The organism is Acidovorax sp. GW835-FHT14B10, assembly GCF_058793725.1.
Map to the genome: position 1 here is coordinate 185,544 of NZ_JBXAGC010000003.1, position 17,224 is coordinate 202,767.

20 protein-coding genes, 1 pseudogene and 1 riboswitch are annotated in these 17,224 nt (G+C 65.2%); of the genes and pseudogenes, 2 read left to right on the forward strand and 19 right to left on the reverse strand.

All coding sequences use genetic code 11. From position 1 onward, the window contains the following. Positions 1 to 21 precede the first annotated feature (21 nt). The 16 genes and pseudogenes from AC1Q5S_RS04205 to AC1Q5S_RS04280 all read right to left on the reverse strand — a co-directional run bounded on the left by AC1Q5S_RS04205 (position 22) and on the right by AC1Q5S_RS04280 (position 13,351). Positions 22 to 1,071, reverse strand: a complete 1,050-nt coding sequence (locus tag AC1Q5S_RS04205) for an NAD-dependent epimerase/dehydratase family protein (protein ID WP_422204766.1) — start codon at positions 1,069 to 1,071, stop codon at positions 22 to 24. Next, positions 1,068 to 1,580, reverse strand: a complete 513-nt coding sequence (locus AC1Q5S_RS04210; RefSeq protein ID WP_422204768.1) for a nuclear transport factor 2 family protein — start codon at positions 1,578 to 1,580, stop codon at positions 1,068 to 1,070. Before AC1Q5S_RS04210 ends, AC1Q5S_RS04205 begins: the two co-directional genes overlap by 4 nt. Then, positions 1,577 to 1,981: a cupin domain-containing protein gene (locus tag AC1Q5S_RS04215; RefSeq protein ID WP_422204770.1), complete on the reverse strand. Its 405-nt coding sequence runs from the start codon at positions 1,979 to 1,981 to the stop codon at positions 1,577 to 1,579. The genes AC1Q5S_RS04210 and AC1Q5S_RS04215 overlap by 4 nt, the downstream gene beginning before the upstream one ends. A 17-nt stretch (positions 1,982 to 1,998) precedes the next feature. Continuing rightward, positions 1,999 to 2,814 (reverse strand): IclR family transcriptional regulator, encoded by an 816-nt coding sequence (locus AC1Q5S_RS04220; RefSeq protein ID WP_422204772.1) that lies wholly within the window; start codon positions 2,812 to 2,814, stop codon positions 1,999 to 2,001. Between the two features lie 26 nt (positions 2,815 to 2,840). Further along, on the reverse strand, positions 2,841 to 3,185 hold the full coding sequence (locus AC1Q5S_RS04225; RefSeq protein WP_422204774.1) for an NIPSNAP family protein: 345 nt from the start codon (positions 3,183 to 3,185) through the stop codon (positions 2,841 to 2,843). Next, complete coding sequence (locus AC1Q5S_RS04230; protein ID WP_422204776.1) at positions 3,182 to 4,339, reverse strand: alkene reductase; 1,158 nt, start codon at positions 4,337 to 4,339, stop codon at positions 3,182 to 3,184. The genes AC1Q5S_RS04225 and AC1Q5S_RS04230 overlap by 4 nt, the downstream gene beginning before the upstream one ends. 3 nt (positions 4,340 to 4,342) lie before the next feature. Then, positions 4,343 to 4,789 (reverse strand): type II 3-dehydroquinate dehydratase, encoded by a 447-nt coding sequence (locus AC1Q5S_RS04235; protein ID WP_422204778.1) that lies wholly within the window; start codon positions 4,787 to 4,789, stop codon positions 4,343 to 4,345. Between the two features lie 13 nt (positions 4,790 to 4,802). Next, positions 4,803 to 5,549: an amino acid ABC transporter ATP-binding protein gene (locus AC1Q5S_RS04240; RefSeq protein ID WP_422204801.1), complete on the reverse strand. Its 747-nt coding sequence runs from the start codon at positions 5,547 to 5,549 to the stop codon at positions 4,803 to 4,805. 74 nt (positions 5,550 to 5,623) lie between these two features. Then, on the reverse strand, positions 5,624 to 6,451 hold the full coding sequence (locus AC1Q5S_RS04245) for a transporter substrate-binding domain-containing protein (protein WP_422204780.1): 828 nt from the start codon (positions 6,449 to 6,451) through the stop codon (positions 5,624 to 5,626). 36 nt (positions 6,452 to 6,487) lie between these two features. After that, positions 6,488 to 7,144 (reverse strand): amino acid ABC transporter permease, encoded by a 657-nt coding sequence (locus tag AC1Q5S_RS04250; RefSeq protein WP_422204782.1) that lies wholly within the window; start codon positions 7,142 to 7,144, stop codon positions 6,488 to 6,490. Positions 7,145 to 7,152: 8 nt separating this feature from the next. Then, positions 7,153 to 7,821: an amino acid ABC transporter permease gene (locus AC1Q5S_RS04255; protein WP_422204784.1), complete on the reverse strand. Its 669-nt coding sequence runs from the start codon at positions 7,819 to 7,821 to the stop codon at positions 7,153 to 7,155. A 375-nt stretch (positions 7,822 to 8,196) separates the two neighbouring features. Next, positions 8,197 to 9,059 (reverse strand): annotated as a pseudogene (locus tag AC1Q5S_RS04260) (alpha/beta hydrolase). A gap of 36 nt (positions 9,060 to 9,095) precedes the next feature. Then, positions 9,096 to 10,586: a M20 family metallopeptidase gene (locus AC1Q5S_RS04265; RefSeq protein WP_303837583.1), complete on the reverse strand. Its 1,491-nt coding sequence runs from the start codon at positions 10,584 to 10,586 to the stop codon at positions 9,096 to 9,098. A gap of 349 nt (positions 10,587 to 10,935) precedes the next feature. Beyond that, positions 10,936 to 11,520, reverse strand: a complete 585-nt coding sequence (metW, locus tag AC1Q5S_RS04270; protein WP_303837581.1) for a methionine biosynthesis protein MetW — start codon at positions 11,518 to 11,520, stop codon at positions 10,936 to 10,938. Continuing rightward, positions 11,517 to 12,644: a homoserine O-succinyltransferase MetX gene (gene metX, locus AC1Q5S_RS04275; protein WP_492238381.1), complete on the reverse strand. Its 1,128-nt coding sequence runs from the start codon at positions 12,642 to 12,644 to the stop codon at positions 11,517 to 11,519. Before metX ends, metW begins: the two co-directional genes overlap by 4 nt. A gap of 143 nt (positions 12,645 to 12,787) precedes the next feature. Then, on the reverse strand, positions 12,788 to 13,351 hold the full coding sequence (locus tag AC1Q5S_RS04280) for a TMEM165/GDT1 family protein (RefSeq protein ID WP_303837577.1): 564 nt from the start codon (positions 13,349 to 13,351) through the stop codon (positions 12,788 to 12,790). A gap of 18 nt (positions 13,352 to 13,369) precedes the next feature. After that, a riboswitch (yybP-ykoY riboswitch) is annotated at positions 13,370 to 13,553 on the reverse strand. Positions 13,554 to 13,835: 282 nt separating this feature from the next. Here AC1Q5S_RS04280 and rbp (AC1Q5S_RS04285) point away from each other — a divergent pair. Both rbp (AC1Q5S_RS04285) and rbp (AC1Q5S_RS04290) read left to right on the forward strand, forming a co-directional pair. Continuing rightward, entirely contained in the window at positions 13,836 to 14,210 is a 375-nt protein-coding gene (gene rbp, locus AC1Q5S_RS04285; RefSeq protein ID WP_303837575.1) for an RNA-binding regulator, read from the forward strand. Between the two features lie 264 nt (positions 14,211 to 14,474). Then, positions 14,475 to 15,008: an RNA-binding regulator gene (gene rbp / locus AC1Q5S_RS04290; RefSeq protein WP_422204790.1), complete on the forward strand. Its 534-nt coding sequence runs from the start codon at positions 14,475 to 14,477 to the stop codon at positions 15,006 to 15,008. A 145-nt stretch (positions 15,009 to 15,153) separates the two neighbouring features. On the opposite strand, the gene AC1Q5S_RS04295 is transcribed toward rbp (AC1Q5S_RS04290), so the two are convergent. From AC1Q5S_RS04295 to AC1Q5S_RS04305, 3 genes are read right to left on the reverse strand one after another with little or no spacing between them, the layout of a single operon-like run. Further along, on the reverse strand, positions 15,154 to 15,936 hold the full coding sequence (locus AC1Q5S_RS04295; RefSeq protein ID WP_303837571.1) for an SDR family oxidoreductase: 783 nt from the start codon (positions 15,934 to 15,936) through the stop codon (positions 15,154 to 15,156). A gap of 27 nt (positions 15,937 to 15,963) precedes the next feature. Further along, positions 15,964 to 16,557 carry an LPS export ABC transporter periplasmic protein LptC gene (gene lptC, locus AC1Q5S_RS04300; RefSeq protein ID WP_422204792.1) on the reverse strand — a complete coding sequence of 198 codons (594 nt, stop codon included), beginning with the start codon at positions 16,555 to 16,557 and terminating at the stop codon, positions 15,964 to 15,966. Further along, positions 16,554 to 17,114 carry a KdsC family phosphatase gene (locus AC1Q5S_RS04305; RefSeq protein ID WP_422204794.1) on the reverse strand — a complete coding sequence of 187 codons (561 nt, stop codon included), beginning with the start codon at positions 17,112 to 17,114 and terminating at the stop codon, positions 16,554 to 16,556. Before AC1Q5S_RS04305 ends, lptC begins: the two co-directional genes overlap by 4 nt. Positions 17,115 to 17,224 lie beyond the last annotated feature (110 nt).

Consider the following 17,224-nt stretch of genomic DNA (forward strand, 5'->3'; position numbering starts at 1 on the left):
GGAAAGAAAGAATCAGATAACTCAGGGGATCAGGCGCAAGCTACGCAACTGCTCGAAGCGTTCGTGCAACTTCGCCTCGGTGTCCAGGCAGTCGTGGAACCCCGCGCAGCGCAGCTTGCCGGTCTCGAACAGCACGTCCTTGGCGAACGCGGTGTGGAACATGTATTCTGCCCAGCCCCAGTCCACCAGGGCCATCAGATCGCTCTGTCGCAGGTTCTCGCGCTCGGCGATGCGGCGCCACACGGGTTGCAGGGACTCGGCCACCTGCGCCAGCGGCAGGGGTGCGGGGTCGGCCACCGGCACGTCGAAAAAACGCGCGATGCCGGCCCAGATGTGCTGCCAGCGGCCCGGGTCGCCGTTCGCCACGTTGAACACCTGGTCCGCCGCGTTGTGGCTGTCGGCTGCCCAGGCTGCGGCTGCGCCGATGTGGTCCGCATCCGCGATATGGTGCAGCGACTCCCAGGCCGCCAGCGGGCCCGGAAAGCGCAGCGGCTGCCCCAGCTCGCGGGCCAGGCTGCCGAGCACGGCCAGCACCATCACCAGGTTCATGGGCGCGCGGTCCGAGTAGCCGGTGACGAAGGGCGGAATCAGGTGGGTCCAGCTCCAGCCCTCGCGCGGGCCGCGCTCGCGCAGCAGGTCCTCCTGCGCGAAATAGAAGTTGGGACCCAGGCTGCGCGGGTCGCCCTCGCGGGCGGGGGTTTTGATGGCCCCCCACTGCAGGCCGTACACCTTGCCGCCAGTCACCAGCACCACATGTTGGAAGGCAGCCGGCTCCGTGACGCGGGCCAGGTCGATGGAGCGGTCGAGCATTGCGCGGTTAGGTGCGATTTCCTCGGCACGCGAGGGCCGGGGCTGGTAGGCTGCGTAGAAGAGATGACTCACCGGGCCGAGGGCGGCCGCAGCGCCCGCGACGGCGGCCGCGTCGAGCAAGTCCACGGCCAGGCCCTTGGCGCCCGGCACGCTTTCGCCCGAGCGCGTGGCACAGACCACGTCCCAGCCGCGCGCCACCAGCTCTTGGGCCATGGCCCGGCCGATGACGCCACTGGCCCCGACGACCAGTGCGCGTCTCACGCTTGGGCCTCCAGCCAGTCGGTGCTGGCGCGTCGCAACGTGGCCGGCTGGGCCGCCGGCGATACCGGCAGCGGGTCGATGCGCAGCCGCGTCAGGCGCAGCAGGTGCATGCGCCAGCGTCCGTCGATGCGGCGGTACTCTTCCTCGTAATGGCCGTAGCCGATGAAGCCGCGTGCCTCGGGCGCTTCCTTCAGGGCGATGGGTTGGGGCCACTCCAGGTGGTCCTGCATGGCCCAGACGCCGCGCACGCGGTCGGCGTCAAGGAAAACGAACTGCGGCGTGTGGCACTGGTGCACGCTGATCGCATGGGCCAGCCGCGAGGAGACTCCGGCCACGAAGCTGTCCGCGTCCGAGCCATCGGGCGCGGAACCAAAGCCTTCGAACCGCGCATCGGGGCTGAACAGTGCCCGCAGCGCATTCCATTGCTTGGTGTCGATGGCCCAGCAATAGCGCGCCTTCAACGCGCGGATGTCTTCCAGATCCAGCAGGCGTTGCAGCGCGTCGTTCACTTCAACTCCTCCCCGGCCAGCGGGCCTTCCAGAAATTTGTTGGGCTTGAGGAAGAAGCACAGCACGGTCGCACCCTTGGGCGAGCGGGCCACATGGCGGTGGCCTGGTGGCCGCCAGGCGAAGTTGCCTTTGGTGTAAACACCGTCGTCGTCTTCGAACTCGCCTTCGAGCACGTAGCTTTGTTCGATCTCGATGTGTTCGTGCAGGCCCAGAACGCTGCCGGGCTGCCAGCGGAACAGGGCCGTGAGCAGGCCGGTCTTTTCGTCGCGCAGCAGCACCTTGATGTCCACGCCGGGCGTGGGCGTGGCGCGCCAGGGCAGCGCCTCGACGTCGATGATGCGCGAGTCCAGCGGGCCAAGCTGGCCTTCGTGGGCGAGAAAGGGGGTATGGGCGGTGAGCATGGAAATGTCTTCTCCTGTCAGTCGGAAGTCGGGGTGGTGTTCGCCACGCGGCCTGTGGCTGGCGTGGTGGCAGGGGAGTCGGTCTGCTCGACCTGTTCGGCGATCAGGGCCGTGATGCGCTGCGAGACTTCGACGATCTCTGCGCGCAGCTGCTGCGCGTCGCTGGCGGACAGGCGCTCCTCCGACATGGCGAAGGTGATGCTGCCCAGAATCTTGCGATCGGGGTCGAACACCGGCGCGGAAATGCCAAGTGCGCCCACCCAGAGCTCGCCCCGCGTGATGCAGGTCCCTTCGCGCGCGATCTTCGCCATCTCGGCACGGAAAGCGGGCCAGTCCGCGCCCAGGCCCGCTGCGCGGATTTCCTCGGTATGGTGCAGCGCGACGTTGCGCAGCTGGTAGGGCGACAGATAGGCCAGGATGATCTTGGCCATGGCGCCGCGAAACAGCGACATCGGCCGGCCGCGCTCGTAGACCTGCACGATGGAGGCATCCGGCCAGGCAATGTCCACACACATGATGCCGTCGCGGTAATAGCTCGCCAGCAGCATGTTCATGCCCAGCCGGTGGCTGGTTTCTTCCATCACCACGCGGCCCGCGGTGAGCAGCGGGTCATGGATGCGCATCATGCGGTCGAGCTCGATGATGCGTGGCCCCAGCACATAGGTGCCGCGCGAGGTCGGCGAGAGCAGGCCGGCCTCGCTCAGCGAGGCCAGATAGCGGTACGCCGTGGCGCGCGAGATATCCAGCTTCTCGACCACATCCTCCACGTGGACGCTGATGCAGTCCTCGCGGAAGAGGTCGAAGATGGCCAGGGCCTTGTCGAAGCTGCTCATGCAGTGTGTCCGAGAGAGTGTGTGGGTCAGTCGGTCAGCAGCGCCAGCGGCATCGTGCGCACGGGCGAGAACGAGGTGGGCAGCATGATGCGGTTTTCCATGGTCTTGATCATGGGGCGGATCTTGCGCAGACAGCCGAGCCACTGCTCGTTCTGGTGCAGGCGCTCACGGCGCACGCGCCGGTCTTCCAGGTCGGTGTAGGCCCACAGGTGCACCAGCTGGTTGAGGGTGCCGATTTCGGTGTGGAAATAGCCGAGGAAGCCGCCCAGGATGGGCTTTTGCACCACCAGGCCCTCGGCTTCGTAGATGTGCAGGTAGTCCTTGAGCTGGACTTCCGTGTGCAGGGTATAGATGCGTTCTTCGACGATCATGGCTGGAGTGCGCTTTGGGGTTCGGAAAGAGGGGCCGCGGTGGGAAAGTCGATGTATCCGGCATCCCCCCCGCCATAGAAGACGGTGGCTTCGGCGTGCGACAAAGGCAGGTGCTCGCGCCAGCGCCGCGACAGATCGGGGTTGGCGATAAAGGGTCGGCCAAATGCGATGAGGTCGGCGTCGCCCCGGGCCAGCGCCTCCTGCGCCAGTGCCAGGTCGTAACCGTTGTTGAGCATCCAGGCGCCGCGCCCGCCGCCTTCGCGGTAGGCCGCGCGCAGGGCCTCGTAGCTGAATTCGGCTTCGCCCTGTTGGTGGTCGCGGGCGCCGCGGCCCTGGCCGACGACCACGTGGATATAGGCCAGGCCGAGGGGGCCGAGCGCGCACACGGCGGCATTGAACAGAGCCTGGGGCTCGGGATCGTGGGCGTCGTTGGTGGGTGTCACTGGCGACAGGCGCACGCCGACCCGGTCGCCGCCGATGCGCTCGCCGATGGCGCGCGTCACCGCCACGAGAAAACGCACGCGGTTGTCGATGCTGCCACCCCAGGCGTCCGTGCGCTGGTTGGCGCCGCTGCGCAGGAATTGGTCGATCAGGTAGCCGTTGGCGGCATGCACCTCGACGCCGTCGAAGCCAGCCGCACGGGCGCAGGCTGCTGCGTGCGCGTAGTCCTCGACGATGCCGTGAATCTCGCGCTCCGTCAGCGCACGCGGCGCTGAGGTTTCGACGAAGCCACCCTGGCCTTGGGCATCCACCAGATAGGTACGGGCCTGGGCGGTGATGGCCGACGGCGCCACCGGAGCCTGGTCATCGGGCTGCAGGCTGGTGTGCGAAACACGGCCCACATGCCACAGCTGTGCCACGAAATGGCCGCCGCGTGCGTGCACGGCCTCGGTCACCGGGTGCCATGCAGCCACCTGCGCGTCGGACCACAAGCCCGGCACGTCAGAATAACCTTGGGCGCTGGGGCTGATGGCCGTGGCCTCGCTCACGATGAGCGCCGCGCCTTCGCTGGCGCCGGCACGCTGGCCATAGTAGGTGGCCATGGACGCGGTGGGCAAGGCGCCGGGCGCGCGGTTGCGCGTCATGGGTGCCATCACCACGCGGCTGGCCAGTCGCCAGGCCCCTACCTGCAGGGGTTCGAACAAGCGGCTCATGATTCAGGCCTTGCGCGCCAGTTTCATGGCCATGGCCTCGACGGCCAGCACATAGCCATCGCCGCCCAGGCCTTCGACCATGCCGTCGGCGGTGAAAGAGACCAGGCTGCGGTGGTAGTAGTCGGCGCGCTTGGAACGGTTGGTCAGGTGCACTTCGATCTTCACACCGTCGTACGCTTCCAGGGCGTTGAGCAGCGAGACCGCATAAAAGGTCAGGCCGGCCGGGTTGATGATGATGCCGGCCGCACTCTTGCGCGCTTCGTGGATAGCATCGATCAGCACGCCCTCATGGTTGGACTGACGGAAATCGATGGTCAGGCCGACTTGCGCGGCGCGCGCCTGCACGCGGTCGCGGATGGTGTCCAGCGTTTCGATGCCGTAGATATGGGGTTCGCGTTCGCCCAGCAGATTCAGATTCGGGCCGTTCAATACGAAGACGTGGCGGTTCATGGCAATCAAGGGTTCAGAGCACCGGTTCCGGCGCGTGGTGATGGGCCAGGATCTGGCCCAGAAAGGCGCGCGTGCGTTCGTGGCGTGGCGCGGTAAAAAATTCTTCGGGTGGGGCAGCCTCGACGATTTCACCTTCGGCCATGAAGATCACCCGGTCGGCCACGGCGCGGGCAAACCCCATCTCGTGCGTCACGCAGATCATGGTCACGCCGTCGTCGGCCAGACCGATCATGGTGTCCAGCACTTCCTTGACCATCTCGGGGTCGAGCGCCGAGGTGGGCTCGTCGAATAGCATCACCGCGGGCTCCATGCAGAGGGCGCGGGCAATGGCCACGCGCTGTTGCTGGCCGCCGGAGAGCTGGGCCGGGTATTTTCCAGCCTGGCTGCCAATGTGCACGCGGTCGAGCAGTCGCAATGCTGTCTCGCGCGCCTGCGCCTTGTTCATCTTGCCGGTCTTCAGCGGCGCGAGCATGCAGTTCTCCAGCACCGTCAGGTGCGGGAACAGGTTGAACTGTTGGAACACCATGCCCACCGTACGCCGCACGGAGTCCAGGGTCTTAGCCGAGGCTCCGACCACGTCGTGACCGTCGACCCAGATGTGGCCGGACTGCACACGCTCGAGCTGGTTGATGCAGCGCACCAGTGTGGACTTGCCCGACCCCGAGGGGCCACACAGGACGATGCGTTCACCGCGGCGCACCTCGAGCTGAATGTTCTTCAGCGCATGGTAGGACCCGTACCACTTCTGCACGTCCTTCATCGTGATGATGGGCGCGCTGCTGGTGTCGGTGTGGGAGGGGTGGGACGCGGCTGGCGACACGGTGTTTTCCTTTCTCACTGGACGGAGTACGGTACGCCGTCGATCCTCGCGGCCAGAGCCGGCATGTCGTCGCCGATGTACTTCTTGTAAATCGCGTTGAGCTCGCTGCTGTCCGTGATCTCGTCGATGAACTTGTTCAGGTAGACATTGATGTCTTTCTGGCCGGGCCGTGTTGCCATGCCCATGTACTGGCGCGTGATGTAGAACTTGTGCTCGAACGAGTGGTTGGGCACGGCTTTGTTGATGTTCTGGAAGTACGTGGTGTTGCCGCCGATGAGGTCCACCTGGCCGGACACCAGCGCCTGGATGGATGTGGCCTCGTCGTCAAAGCGCTGTATGGTTGCCGTCTTGGGCGCGCCGGCGGTAATGGTGTTGTCCATGATGGAAGAGCGCGACACACCCACGCGGTAGCTGCCCAGGTCTTCCATTTTGGTGACGGGCAGCGCCTTTTTGCCGATGACGGTGATGCCCATTGTGGCGTAGGGCTTGGTGAACTGCACGACCTTGGCGCGGTCGGCATACATGCCCACGGTCGCAATCAGCACGTCGGCCTTGCCCGTCATCAGCAGCGCGGTGCGCGCGGCCGAGGTGGTTCCGATGAATTCCACCGGCACGCCGATTTTCTTGCCCAGCAAGGAAGCGACGTCGGCGTCGTAGCCCGTGGGTTTGCCGTCGCGACCGACAAATCCCCAGGGTGGCAGATCCGCCAGGATGCCCACGCGCAAAACGCCGCGCTTCTTGATTTCATCGACGGTCTGAGCCTGGGCCATGCCCACGAGGCTGGCAGTGGCGACGGCCAGCGCGGCGGCGCGGACCAGATTGCGGCGGTTGAGAAAAACCATGAATGTCTCCTTGTTGAAAAAGTCGCGATGGGAAAATCAGCCCGTACGTTGGGCGCCAGCCAGCCGCTTCTCCATGTGTCGCCCATAGAGCGACAGCGGCCAGCACAAAGCGAAATAAAGGGCTGCCACCACGCTGTAGACGAACAGCGGATTGAAGGTGGCGTTGGAAACAATGGCGCCACTGCGCATCAGCTCGGCAAAACCTACGATGCTGGCCAGCGAGGTCCCTTTGAGTAACTGAACCAGAAAGCCGACGGTGGCCGGTAGCGAAATTTTCAGCGCCTGTGGCATGACAACGTGGCGCATGCGGGGCAGATAGTGCAAGCCCAAGGCACTGGCGGCCTCGCTCTGCCCCCCGGGCAGCGCCTGAATCGAGCCGCGCCAGATTTCGCCCAGGAAAGCGCTGGCGTTCAACGTCAGACAGATGGCCACCGAAGTCCAGGCGCTGAGCGAAAAGCCCAGCACCGACAGGCCGTAGAACACCACGAAAAGTTGCAGCAGCAGCGGCGTGCCACGAAACACCTCGATGAATGCAACGGTCGCCAAGCGCAATGGCACCAGGGGTGATACGCGGCACAGCGCCACCACCAAGCCGCCGAGCACGCCGCCAACAAAGCCGGTGAGTGTGAGCAGTACGGTCCATTGCAGGCCCTTGGCCAGCAGCAAGGTTTCGGGAAGGCCGAAGTTGTTCATGGCGGTGTTCAGCGCGAGGGATAGTTCAGCGTGGCGCGATAGATGAACGCGAACACGGCCGACAGGAGCATGGACATGGCCAGATACAGACCCGCCACGGCGAAATAGATCTCAAAGCTGCGGAAGGTGCGGCCCTCCAGCACGGCAGCTACATGAGTGAGCTCATCGGCGCTGATGGAAGAAACAATGCTGGAGGTGAGCATTAAAAAGATGAACTGGCTGACCAGCGCAGGGTAGATGGCACGCAGCGCCGGCTTCAGGATGACGTGGCGAAACACCTGCAATGGTCGAAGGGCCAGGGCGAGGCCCGCTTCGGTCTGCCCCTTGGAGATGGATTCCAGGCCACCACGGATGATTTCGGTGACATAGGCCGCGCCGTTCAGGGTGAGCGCAAGCACTGCGGCGGTGGCTGGCGACAGGCGCACACCCAGAACGGGCAAACCGAAGAACAGCACAAAGATCTGCACCAGGAAGGGCGTGTTGCGCACCACCTCGATGAACGCCACGATGGGCCAGTGCAGCGCCGTGTAGCACGAGCGCAAACCCAGCAGCAACACCAGGGCCAGGGCAAGGGCCAGAGCAATCGACAGCGCGCTCAACTGCAGGGTCTGCAGGCAGCCATGCAATAGCTCGGGGCCGTGCTCGGCAATCACGCCGAAGTCGAATTGGTAGCTCATTGAATAAAATTCTCTTAATGTGAGATTATTGATTTGTCGTGTATTTTGATCAAACTAGTTATTCTTTTTTCCTGGGAGTTACCCTAATTCGGCGGTATTCGTTCCGCTCATGTCCCCGGCGTCGGCAAGGAACGAGAGCGCAGACGCGCTGGGCTTGACAGCGGGCGGCGTCCGTGGTGCCGTGTGGCGCCGTGACCACCCAGCCTCCGGGCGGGGCGCCAGAGGCGGCGGCTGACCGGATGAGGGATTGCATTGCCTACTGCTACGCTGCCATGCAGGCGAAAGAGACGCGGCCAAGCACAGCCGCCAGGATCTGTGATGCTCCAAACCTATAGCTGGCAGCGCTTGCGGACCAAGCGCCAAGGCCGGATATTTTCAATTCATGACAGGAAATTGCCGCGACAGCCAGCGGCGCAGCATGTCCAGCACTGGCTCGGACAGTTCGAGGCATTCGTTGAACAACTCGTGGTACAGGGACTGAAGCAGTGGGCCCGTACCGTGGCTGGCGGTGTTGCGGCGGCGAAAGCGCGGCTGCCGGCAGGGCAAACGAGTCGGTCGGCCCCGGCCCACATCAACAGGGTGGGCACATTCCAGCGCGCTGCCTCGGCCAGGGTTGCGGGGCCGCTGTTGGCAACGAAACGGGCCAGGCGGCCGCTGATGCGGTCATGGCACAGGGGATCGGCCAGGTAGGCGGCCACCACGGCCGGGTCGTGCGAGAGGTATTGCGCATCGAGCCCGTTGCCCACGCGTAGGTTGGGTGCGGGGTGCGACAGCGTGGCCAGCAGCAGCTTTTGCATGGCGTTGAGCCCCAGGTCCAGCGCGGGCGATGACAGCACCAGCCCATCCACCGGCCGCAGGTGCAGCGACACGAACCGCGCCGCCACCAGCCCGCCCAGGCTGTGGCCCAGCAGCACCAGCAGCACCAGCGGCTGGCCCGGCGCCATGCGGGCGCGGGTGGCGTCCACCATGTCGGCCGGATCGTCGAGCAGGCGCATGGCCGTGGTGAGGCCGCCGCGTGGCCCGTCCGACTCGCCATGGCCAAACTGGTCATAGCCCCGCACGGCAAAGCCCCAGGCATTGAGGCGCCGCGCCAGGGCATCATACCGCCCCACATGCTCGCCCAGGCCATGCACCAGCAGCACGGTGCCGCGGGGTGAGCCCTCCATCAGGGGCCAGTCCTGGACTGCCAGGTTCTCGCCGTCTGCCGGGGTGGTTGGAGTGGCGAGGCAGCGCACCAACGGCGCTTGGCGCTGGCGCGCGCGTCCTGCCGGTGCTCAGGCCGTAGCGGCCTCCAATGCGGCCTGCCGGGCCATGGCGCCGATCACCTGCGCCACCGAGGCGGTGAGGCGTTTGGCATAGGGCACATGCAAAAACTCGTTGGGGCCATGCGCATTGCTCTTGGGGCCGAGCACGCCGCACACCATCATCTGGGCCTTCGGAAAACCTTCACTGAGCATGTTCATCAGCGGGATGGTGCCCCCCTGCCCGATGTAGCCGCAGGACGCGCCAAAGTGCGCCTGCGACGCCTCATTGAGCGCCTGTTCGAACCAGGGCGTGGTGGCCGGGGCGTTCCAGCCCGTGGCGCCGCCTCCGCCGTCGAACGTGACCCTGGCCTGGTAGGGCGCGTTGTCTTCGAGCAGGGCCTTCAAGTCCTGCACGGCCCGGGCGGCGTCCACCAGCGGCGGCAGGCGCAGGCTGAGCTTGAAGGCGGTGTAGGGGCGCAGCACGTTGCCCGCGTCCTGCAGCGCAGGAAAGCCCTCGGCACCGGTCACGCTGAGCGTGGGCTCCCAGGTGCGCTTGAGCAGGGCCTGCAGCGGATCGGTGGTGGTGGGCAGCGCAAAGGTGGTGGAGCCGCCGCAGTCGTAGTGCGCCCACGGAAAGCGCTTGTAGACCTCGTCGCCCAGGATGGCGGCCGTGGCACGGGCCTGGGCCAGGCGGTCGGCAGGCACCTGGCAATGGAAGCTGGCGGGCAGCAGGCGGCCGGTGGCACTGTCTTCCAGGCGGTCGAGCACCTGGCGCATGATGCGGAAGCTGGACGGCACCAGGCCCGAGGCGTCGCCCGAGTGGATGCCTTCGGTGAGGATCTCGACCTTGAGCGTGCCGCTGGCCATGCCGCGCAGGCTGGTGGTGAGCCAGAGCTGGTCGTAGTTGCCGGCGCCGCTGTCCAGGCAGATCACCAGGCCCACATCGCCCAGGCGCGCGCGCAGGGCATCGATGTAGGGCAGCAGGTCGTGCGAGCCGCTTTCCTCGCAGGTTTCGATGAGGCCCACGATGCGCGGGTGCGGCACGTTCTGGCGCTGGAGTTCCTGCACGGCGGCAATGCTGGCGTACACGGCGTAGCCGTCGTCGGCGCCGCCGCGCCCGTAGAGCTTGCCGTCTTCGTACTTGGGCGTCCAGGGACCGAGGTCGCTGCGCCAGCCGGAAAACTCGGGCTGCTTGTCCAGGTGGCCATACATCAGCACGGTCTGGGTGGCAGCGGCCTCGGTGGCCTCGATCTCAAAGAACAGCACCGGGGTGCGGCCGGGCAGGCGCACGATTTCCAGGTGCAGTCCCGCCACCTTCTGCGCCCCGACCCAGGTGGCAGCATTGCGCACCACGGTGTCGAGCAGGCCCTGCTGCGCCCAGTCGGGGGCAAAGGTGGGCGACTTGGCCGGAATGGCGATGTATTCGGTGAGCTGGCGCAGGATGTCGCTGTCCCAGGTCTGGCCGATCCGCTCCAGCGCCAGCGCGGGTTCAAGGATTTGGGAGGGGACACGGGCGTTCATGGGCGGGCTCCTGCGGCGTTGCGAAAACCGCATTCGACCACAACGTGCCCGCAGGCGCCAAGTTCTCCGTGGCCAGGCGGGGAGCGCGTATCGGGAGGGGCCTGCTGCGGCCCCGGGGTGGAGGAGCGGCGCAGCGCGGTCCAGCGCACGGATCAGCGCGCGGCGGTTCTCCGCGCCGGTGAGCGCGTCCACCGCCGCCATGGTGCGGTTGCTTTCATCGGCACGGTGCGTGTCCTGGCGACAACGCAACGCCGATCGAACGGAGCAGCACCATCAGGCCCATGGCCATCAAGGTGAGCTGGCGCGCCACGGAGCGGTTGGGCAAGGGAGGCGGCCATGAGGGGGGTCATCAGGCGTGCTCGAAATGGAACACGGCCGTGCCCGCCCGCGCGTTCGGGCACCAGCGAACCGCGCGCCCGGCCTGCAGACCGAACGCATCGATCACGCGCAGGTGGTTCTTGAGCGCCAGCACCTCAAAATCCTTGTAGGTGCCCACGCGGATATTGGGCGTGTCGTACCACTGGTAGGGCAGGCGCCGCGTGACCGGCATGCGCCCGCGCAGCACCGACAGGCGGTTGGGCCAGTGCGCGAAGTTGGGGAAGGCCACCACGCCGGTGCGCCCCACGCGGGCGGTTTCGCGCAGCATGACCTCTGCGTTGCGCAGGTGCTGCAGGGTGTCGATCTGCAGCACCACGTCGAACGAGTTGTCGCCAAACATGGCCAGGCCCTCGTCGAGGTTGAGCTGGATCACGTCCACCCCGCGCTGCACGCAGGCCAGCACGTTGGCATCGGCTATCTCGATGCCGTAACCGCTGCAGCCACGTTCGCGTTGCAGGTAGGACAGCATGGCGCCGTCGCCACAACCCAGGTCGAGCACGCGCGAGCCGGGTGGAACCATGCGGGCAATGGCTTGCATCGTGGTTTTCTCGGTCATGCCAGCTCCTTTGCAATGCTATCGAAGTAAGAGCACATGACGTTCATGTAACGGGCATCATCGAGCAAAAAGGCATCATGCCCGTGGGGGGCATCGATTTCGGCGTAGCTCACGCTGCGGCGGTTGTCGAGCAGGGCTTTCACGATCTCGCGGCTGCGCCGGGGAGAAAACCGCCAGTCGGTGGTGAAACTGATCAGCAAAAATTTGGCCGTGGCGCGTGCCAGCGCCTGGGTGAGGTCGCCGCCATGGCCGCGCGCCGGATCGAAGTAATCGAGCGCGCGCGTGATCAGCAGGTAGGTGTTGGCGTCGAAATACTCGCTGAACTTGTCGCCCTGGTAGCGCAGGTAGCTTTCGATCTGGAACTCGATGTCCTGGGTGGAGTACTTGAGATCCAGGCCTTCGCGCAGCTGGCGGCCGAACTTCTCGTTCATCACATCGTCGCTCAAATACGTGATGTGGCCGATCATGCGGGCAATGCGCAGGCCGCGCTTGGGGACCACGCCATGGCGGTAAAAGTGGCCGCCGTGGAAGTCGGGATCGGTGACGATGGCGCGGCGCGCCACTTCGTTGAAGGCAATGTTCTCGGCCGTGAGGTTGGGGGCGCTGGCCACCACCACGGCATGGCGCACCCGTTCGGGGTACTGCAGCGTCCAGGACAGGGCCTGCATGCCGCCCAGGCTGCCGCCCAGCACGGCGGCCAGCTGCGTGATGCCCAGCCGCTCCAGCAGCCGGGCCTGGGCGTTGACCCAGTCCTCCACCGTGACCACGGGAAAATCGGCACCGTAGACCTCGCCGGTATCCGGGTGCAGGTGCATGGGCCCGGTGGAGCCGAAGCATGAGCCCAGGTTGTTCACCCCGATCACGAAGAGGCGGTTGGTATCCACCGGCTTGCCGGGGCCGATCATGTTGTCCCACCAGCCCTCGCTCTTGTCCTGGCCCTCGTACACGCCGGCCACATGGTGCGAAGCGTTGAGGGCGTGGCACACCAGCACGGCGTTGGACGCGTCGGCATTGAGGGTGCCGTAGGTTTCGTAAGCCAGGTGGTAGTCACGGAGCGACGCGCCGCTTTGCAGCGGCAGCACCTCCGGAAAATGCATGGTCTGGGGTGTGGCAATGAACGACATAAAAAAACCCGGCGTCGCTAAAAACGAGGCCGGGATGTGTCGGACGGGTCTTTAGCAGAATTTATTAAGCGCCCGCAAGCTGTGGCAAATCGGCGCGTGCGGCAAATATACCAAAAGGGTCGCCGCGCGGCGACCCTGGCGCGTCATGCCGGCGCAAAAATCGCCACCAGCCCGAGGACGAAGAAAATGACCGCCGACAGAATGTGCACGATGCGGATGGGCACCAGGCGCGTGATGCGGTCGCCCAGCCAGACCACGGGCGCATTGGCCAGCATCATGCCCAGCGTGGTTCCGGCCACCACCCACAGGTAGGCGTTGTACTGCGCCGCCAGCATGACGGTGGCGATCTGCGTCTTGTCGCCCATCTCGGCAAGGAAGAAGGCCACGAGGGTGGTGCCAAAAACTCCCCAGCGCGGCGAACCGTCGGCATCGCCTTCGTCGAGCGTGTCCGGGATCAGCATCCACACCGCCATGGCAATGAAGGAGGCCCCCAGAATCCAGCGCAATACCTGGGGCCCCACGAACGTGGTCACCCAGGCGCCAACGGCGCCCGCGAGCCCGTGGTTGGCCAGGGTGGCCACCAGGATACCGAGCACGATCGGCCAGGGTTTTCGGAAACGCGCGGCCAATACCAGTGCCAGCAACTGGGTCTTGTCGCCCATCTCGGCCAGGGCGACGATGGCGGTAGAAACAAAGAAGGCTTCCATGGGGAGGGGGTCCAATCCGGCCGGATGGGCGATGAACGCATTGACTGCACACCGACTCCGGCCAATGGATCGGCATGCAGTCAATGGTCTCGCCCAGCTCATCACAAGCCGCGTGCGCCATAGGTTGTGGGAACCCAAGTGTGTTGACGCAAGCCCCCGGCGCCATGTGTGGCCGGGCGGGCTACTCCCCAAAGACGGCGCTATTTTAGCGCAACGTGTTCCCGGATCCCTTGAGAGCCTGGTTACGATCTCCCAGGGGATCGTAACCAGGCTCTTACAACGTTTTCTACCCGAACAATTTCTTCTTAGAAATAAATATCCGCACGGCGCATAAAAGTGATTGATAATGGCTTGGCTTTTTCTGCCCGGCAGGAAAGCAGTTAAGTTAGCGGTGATTGGTCAGTTTCGCGTCTTTGAAGTCGTCACAGGTTTGTTGATTGCGTCGGACTCCCATCGCGTTTTCATGTTTTTTCAGGAGTCCTTCATGGGCAACAAACTTTACGTGGGCAACCTGCCCTATTCCTTCCGCGACGAAGACCTGCAGCAGACCTTCAGCCAGTACGGCACGGTCGGCAGCGCCAAGGTCATGATGGAGCGCGACACCGGCCGCTCCAAGGGTTTCGGCTTTGTCGAAATGGGCAGCGATGCCGAAGCCCAGGCCGCCATCCAAGGCGTGCATGGCACCAATTTCGGCGGCCGTGACCTCGTGGTCAACGAAGCCCGCCCCATGGAGCCACGCGCTCCCCGTAGCGGTGGCTTCGGTGGCGGCAATGGCGGCGGCGGTTACGGCGGTGGCCGCAGCGGCGGTGGCTACGGCGGCGGCGGTGGCGGCTACGGCGGTGGCCGCAGCAGCTACTAAGACCGTTCGGCAGGTGCTTGCACCTGCCACCGGAAAACAAGGAGCCTCAGGGCTCCTTTTTTCATGGCTGCGGCATTGCTGCCACAGCGGGTAAAAGCACTTGCCTTTTCCCAAAAACTGTGCGACATATTCAATTTGCGGGGTTTTTCTCGCCTAAAAGTCTGCGGTGATCCGTCGGTTTCGCGCTCAAGGCTTCGTTGAGATCAACTGGCTGCGTTTTCGGGACTCCATCGCTTTATCCATGTGTTTTTGAGGAGTCCCGTGATGGGCAACAAACTGTATGTCGGCAACCTGCCTTATTCGGTGCGCGACAGCGATCTGGAACAGGCCTTTGGTCAATTTGGTGCCGTAACAAGCGCCAAGGTCATGATGGAACGCGATACCGGCCGTTCCAAGGGCTTTGGTTTCGTCGAGATGGGCAGCGATGCCGAAGCGCAGGCCGCCATTCAGGGCATGAACGGTCAGCCCCTGGGAGGCCGTGGCATCGTCGTCAATGAAGCCCGCCCGATGGAACCACGTCCGCCCCGCAGTGGTGGAGGCTTTGGTGGTGGCGGCGGCGGCGGCTACGGCGGCGGCCGCAGCGGTGGTGGCGGAGGATACGGCGGCGGTGGTGGTGGCTACGGTGGTGGCCGTGAAGGCGGCGGTGGCTATGGAGGTGGTGGCCGCGGTGACGGTGGCGGCTACGGCGGCGGCCGCAGTGAGGGTGGTTTCCGCAGCCCGTATGGCACAGGCTCACGCAATGGCGGTGGCAATGGTGGCCGCAGCGGTGGCGGCTATGGCGGTGGCGACAGTTACTGAGCCACTCGCCTGCAGTTTGTCTTGAGTGGAAGCCCCTTCGGGGGCTTTTTTCATGGCCGAAAGCTTGGGATGTTCGCGCCAGCGCGCCCAGTTTTCCGGAACCGGCACGCCATCCCCAAGACCGCCTTGCTCCCGCCCACCGCAGCTAGGACCCTGCACCCTGGCGTTGCTTGCGGGGACGGCCGGCCAGCAGTGGGTCGAACACTGCGTTCGGGAGCAGGCGCAGCAGCTTGGCGACCACGCCCATCTGCCAGGGAATGACACGGTAGCGCGCACCGGCGGCGATGGCCTTGAAGGCGCGGTCGGCAAAATCATCGGCACGCATCAGAAACGGCATGGCATAGCGGTTCTGGCGCGTGAGCGGTGTATCGACATAGCCCGGTGAAATGGTGACCACGCGCACCCCATGCGGGCGCATTTCGCCACGCAGGCTCTCGCAGTAGCTGATGACCGCCGCCTTGCTGGCGCAATACGCCCCATGCCCTGGCAAACCGCGAATTCCCGCCACGCTGCCGATACCCACCAGGGTGCCGCTGCGGCGTTGCACCATGCCCTCCACAAACGGCTGGAAGGTGGCCGCCATGCCGATGTTGTTGGTGGCAAAGGTGCGTGCCATGACATCGATGTCGGCACGGACGGCGGTGTCCATGCCCACGCTGATGCCGGCGTTGGCAATCACCACATCGGGCAACCCCTGGCGCGCGATGCAGTCCTGGCCTGCCGCCATGATGCTGGCGGGCACCGACACATCAGCACTATAAATTTCATAGCTAGCAGCGCTTATCCCTTGTTTTCTGGCCCATGATTTGATCTCTACCATGCGCCGTGCCACCAGCGCCAGCCGGTAGCCTTGCCGGTGAAAGCGCAGGGCCAGGGCCTGGCCAATGCCGCTGGAGGCACCCGTGATGAAAACAAGAGGAGCCGTCATGGGGACCGCCAGGGTGCTGCGGGCAAGCTATCGCGTCGCAGCGGGCATCAGCACGCCCCGCACACGCCCGCGCAGCTGGAGCACCTGGTCCAGGTGGTCATATTCCATGGCATCGGCCGTGAACCGGTCGTTGCCACGCGTGAGCACGACGGGCTGGTCGGAACGAACACGCTCGGCCTGGGTGAACGCATGCAGGAATTCGCCACGGAACTCCAGGCGCGGCTGGCCCTCGCGCGTGACCACCGCGTTGCCAAAAAGCTGCACCTCCGAGCCGTCGCCATTGCTCAGGGCGCGACGGGCCGTGGCGACGGTGGGCACGCCCTGCGGCGTCACCGATCGCATGCGCACGTTGTCGATCTCCAGGGTGTCGGTGTCGGGATAATGCCACCCCACGTCACCCGTCACCTCGCTTTGCATGCGCCCCGTGGCATCAAAGCTCTTGACCGAAAAACCCTTCATGAAATAGTCGGGCTCGTGCAGTTGGCTGGGTTCGCTCGCTGGTGGCAGGGGCGCGGGGGCATTGCGTACCAGCCACCAGGTGCCCATGGCCAGCAGTCCCATGAGGATGATCGGGAGATACAGCGTGAACCGCTCCCAGCCTTGGCGCAGCACGGGGCTCATAGGGTGTAACCCGCCAGCAGGGCTGCATAGCGGCCACTGGCCACCAGCAGCAGGTCGCAGAACTCGCGCGCAGCGCCTTCTCCGCCGCGCGCCTGGGTGGTGTAGTGGGCGGCATGGCGCACCTCCACATGGGCATTGGCGGGTGCACAGGCCAGAGCGCAGCGGCGCATGACGGGAAGATCCGGCCAGTCGTCACCCATGGCGGCCGCCTGCGTCCAGTCCAGTCCCAGATTGGCCAGCATCTGCTCGGCGGCGGGCCGCTTGTCTTCGGTACCGAACACGGCATGCTCGACGCCCAGCGCCTGCAGCCGCAGGCGCAGCGGGGCAGAATCGCGGCCGGTGATCACGGCCGGGGTGATGCCGGCCTTTTGCAGCAATTTGAGACCGTGCCCGTCCAGGGTGTTGAAGCGCTTGAGCGTTTCGCCGGCTTCGCTGATGTACAAGCCGCCATCGGTCAACACCCCGTCCACATCAAAAAATGCCACGCGCACGCCCTGCGCCTGCAGCAGCAGCGCGGGGGGAAATTGCAGTATTGGAAAGGTCACGTCAGAGGTCATCACACAGCGTTTGAACAGGGACGGACAAAGCCAGTGCACCCGTGGAACCGGCTCCGCCGGTCCAGGGGATGCGTCCCCACTTCAAGGGGGGAAGGAGCGAAGCGACTCAG

Excerpts from the sequence above, each read along its gene's own strand:
- AC1Q5S_RS04215 (WP_422204770.1), bottom strand. The coding sequence starts at position 1,981 with ATGCTCACCGCCCATACCCCCTTTCTCGCCCACGAAGGCCAGCTTGGC.
- AC1Q5S_RS04220 (WP_422204772.1), bottom strand. The coding sequence starts at position 2,814 with ATGAGCAGCTTCGACAAGGCCCTGGCCATCTTCGACCTCTTCCGCGAG.
- AC1Q5S_RS04225 (WP_422204774.1), bottom strand. The coding sequence starts at position 3,185 with ATGATCGTCGAAGAACGCATCTATACCCTGCACACGGAAGTCCAGCTC.
- AC1Q5S_RS04230 (WP_422204776.1), bottom strand. The coding sequence starts at position 4,339 with ATGAGCCGCTTGTTCGAACCCCTGCAGGTAGGGGCCTGGCGACTGGCC.
- AC1Q5S_RS04235 (WP_422204778.1), bottom strand. The coding sequence starts at position 4,789 with ATGAACCGCCACGTCTTCGTATTGAACGGCCCGAATCTGAATCTGCTG.
- AC1Q5S_RS04240 (WP_422204801.1), bottom strand. The coding sequence starts at position 5,549 with ATGAAGGACGTGCAGAAGTGGTACGGGTCCTACCATGCGCTGAAGAAC.
- AC1Q5S_RS04245 (WP_422204780.1), bottom strand. The coding sequence starts at position 6,451 with ATGGTTTTTCTCAACCGCCGCAATCTGGTCCGCGCCGCCGCGCTGGCC.
- AC1Q5S_RS04250 (WP_422204782.1), bottom strand. The coding sequence starts at position 7,144 with ATGAACAACTTCGGCCTTCCCGAAACCTTGCTGCTGGCCAAGGGCCTG.
- AC1Q5S_RS04255 (WP_422204784.1), bottom strand. The coding sequence starts at position 7,821 with ATGAGCTACCAATTCGACTTCGGCGTGATTGCCGAGCACGGCCCCGAG.
- AC1Q5S_RS04265 (WP_303837583.1), bottom strand. The coding sequence starts at position 10,586 with ATGAACGCCCGTGTCCCCTCCCAAATCCTTGAACCCGCGCTGGCGCTG.
- metW (WP_303837581.1), bottom strand. The coding sequence starts at position 11,520 with ATGACCGAGAAAACCACGATGCAAGCCATTGCCCGCATGGTTCCACCC.
- metX (WP_492238381.1), bottom strand. The coding sequence starts at position 12,644 with ATGTCGTTCATTGCCACACCCCAGACCATGCATTTTCCGGAGGTGCTG.
- AC1Q5S_RS04280 (WP_303837577.1), bottom strand. The coding sequence starts at position 13,351 with ATGGAAGCCTTCTTTGTTTCTACCGCCATCGTCGCCCTGGCCGAGATG.
- rbp (WP_303837575.1), top strand. The coding sequence starts at position 13,836 with ATGGGCAACAAACTTTACGTGGGCAACCTGCCCTATTCCTTCCGCGAC.
- rbp (WP_422204790.1), top strand. The coding sequence starts at position 14,475 with ATGGGCAACAAACTGTATGTCGGCAACCTGCCTTATTCGGTGCGCGAC.
- AC1Q5S_RS04295 (WP_303837571.1), bottom strand. The coding sequence starts at position 15,936 with ATGACGGCTCCTCTTGTTTTCATCACGGGTGCCTCCAGCGGCATTGGC.
- lptC (WP_422204792.1), bottom strand. The coding sequence starts at position 16,557 with ATGAGCCCCGTGCTGCGCCAAGGCTGGGAGCGGTTCACGCTGTATCTC.
- AC1Q5S_RS04305 (WP_422204794.1), bottom strand. The coding sequence starts at position 17,114 with ATGACCTCTGACGTGACCTTTCCAATACTGCAATTTCCCCCCGCGCTG.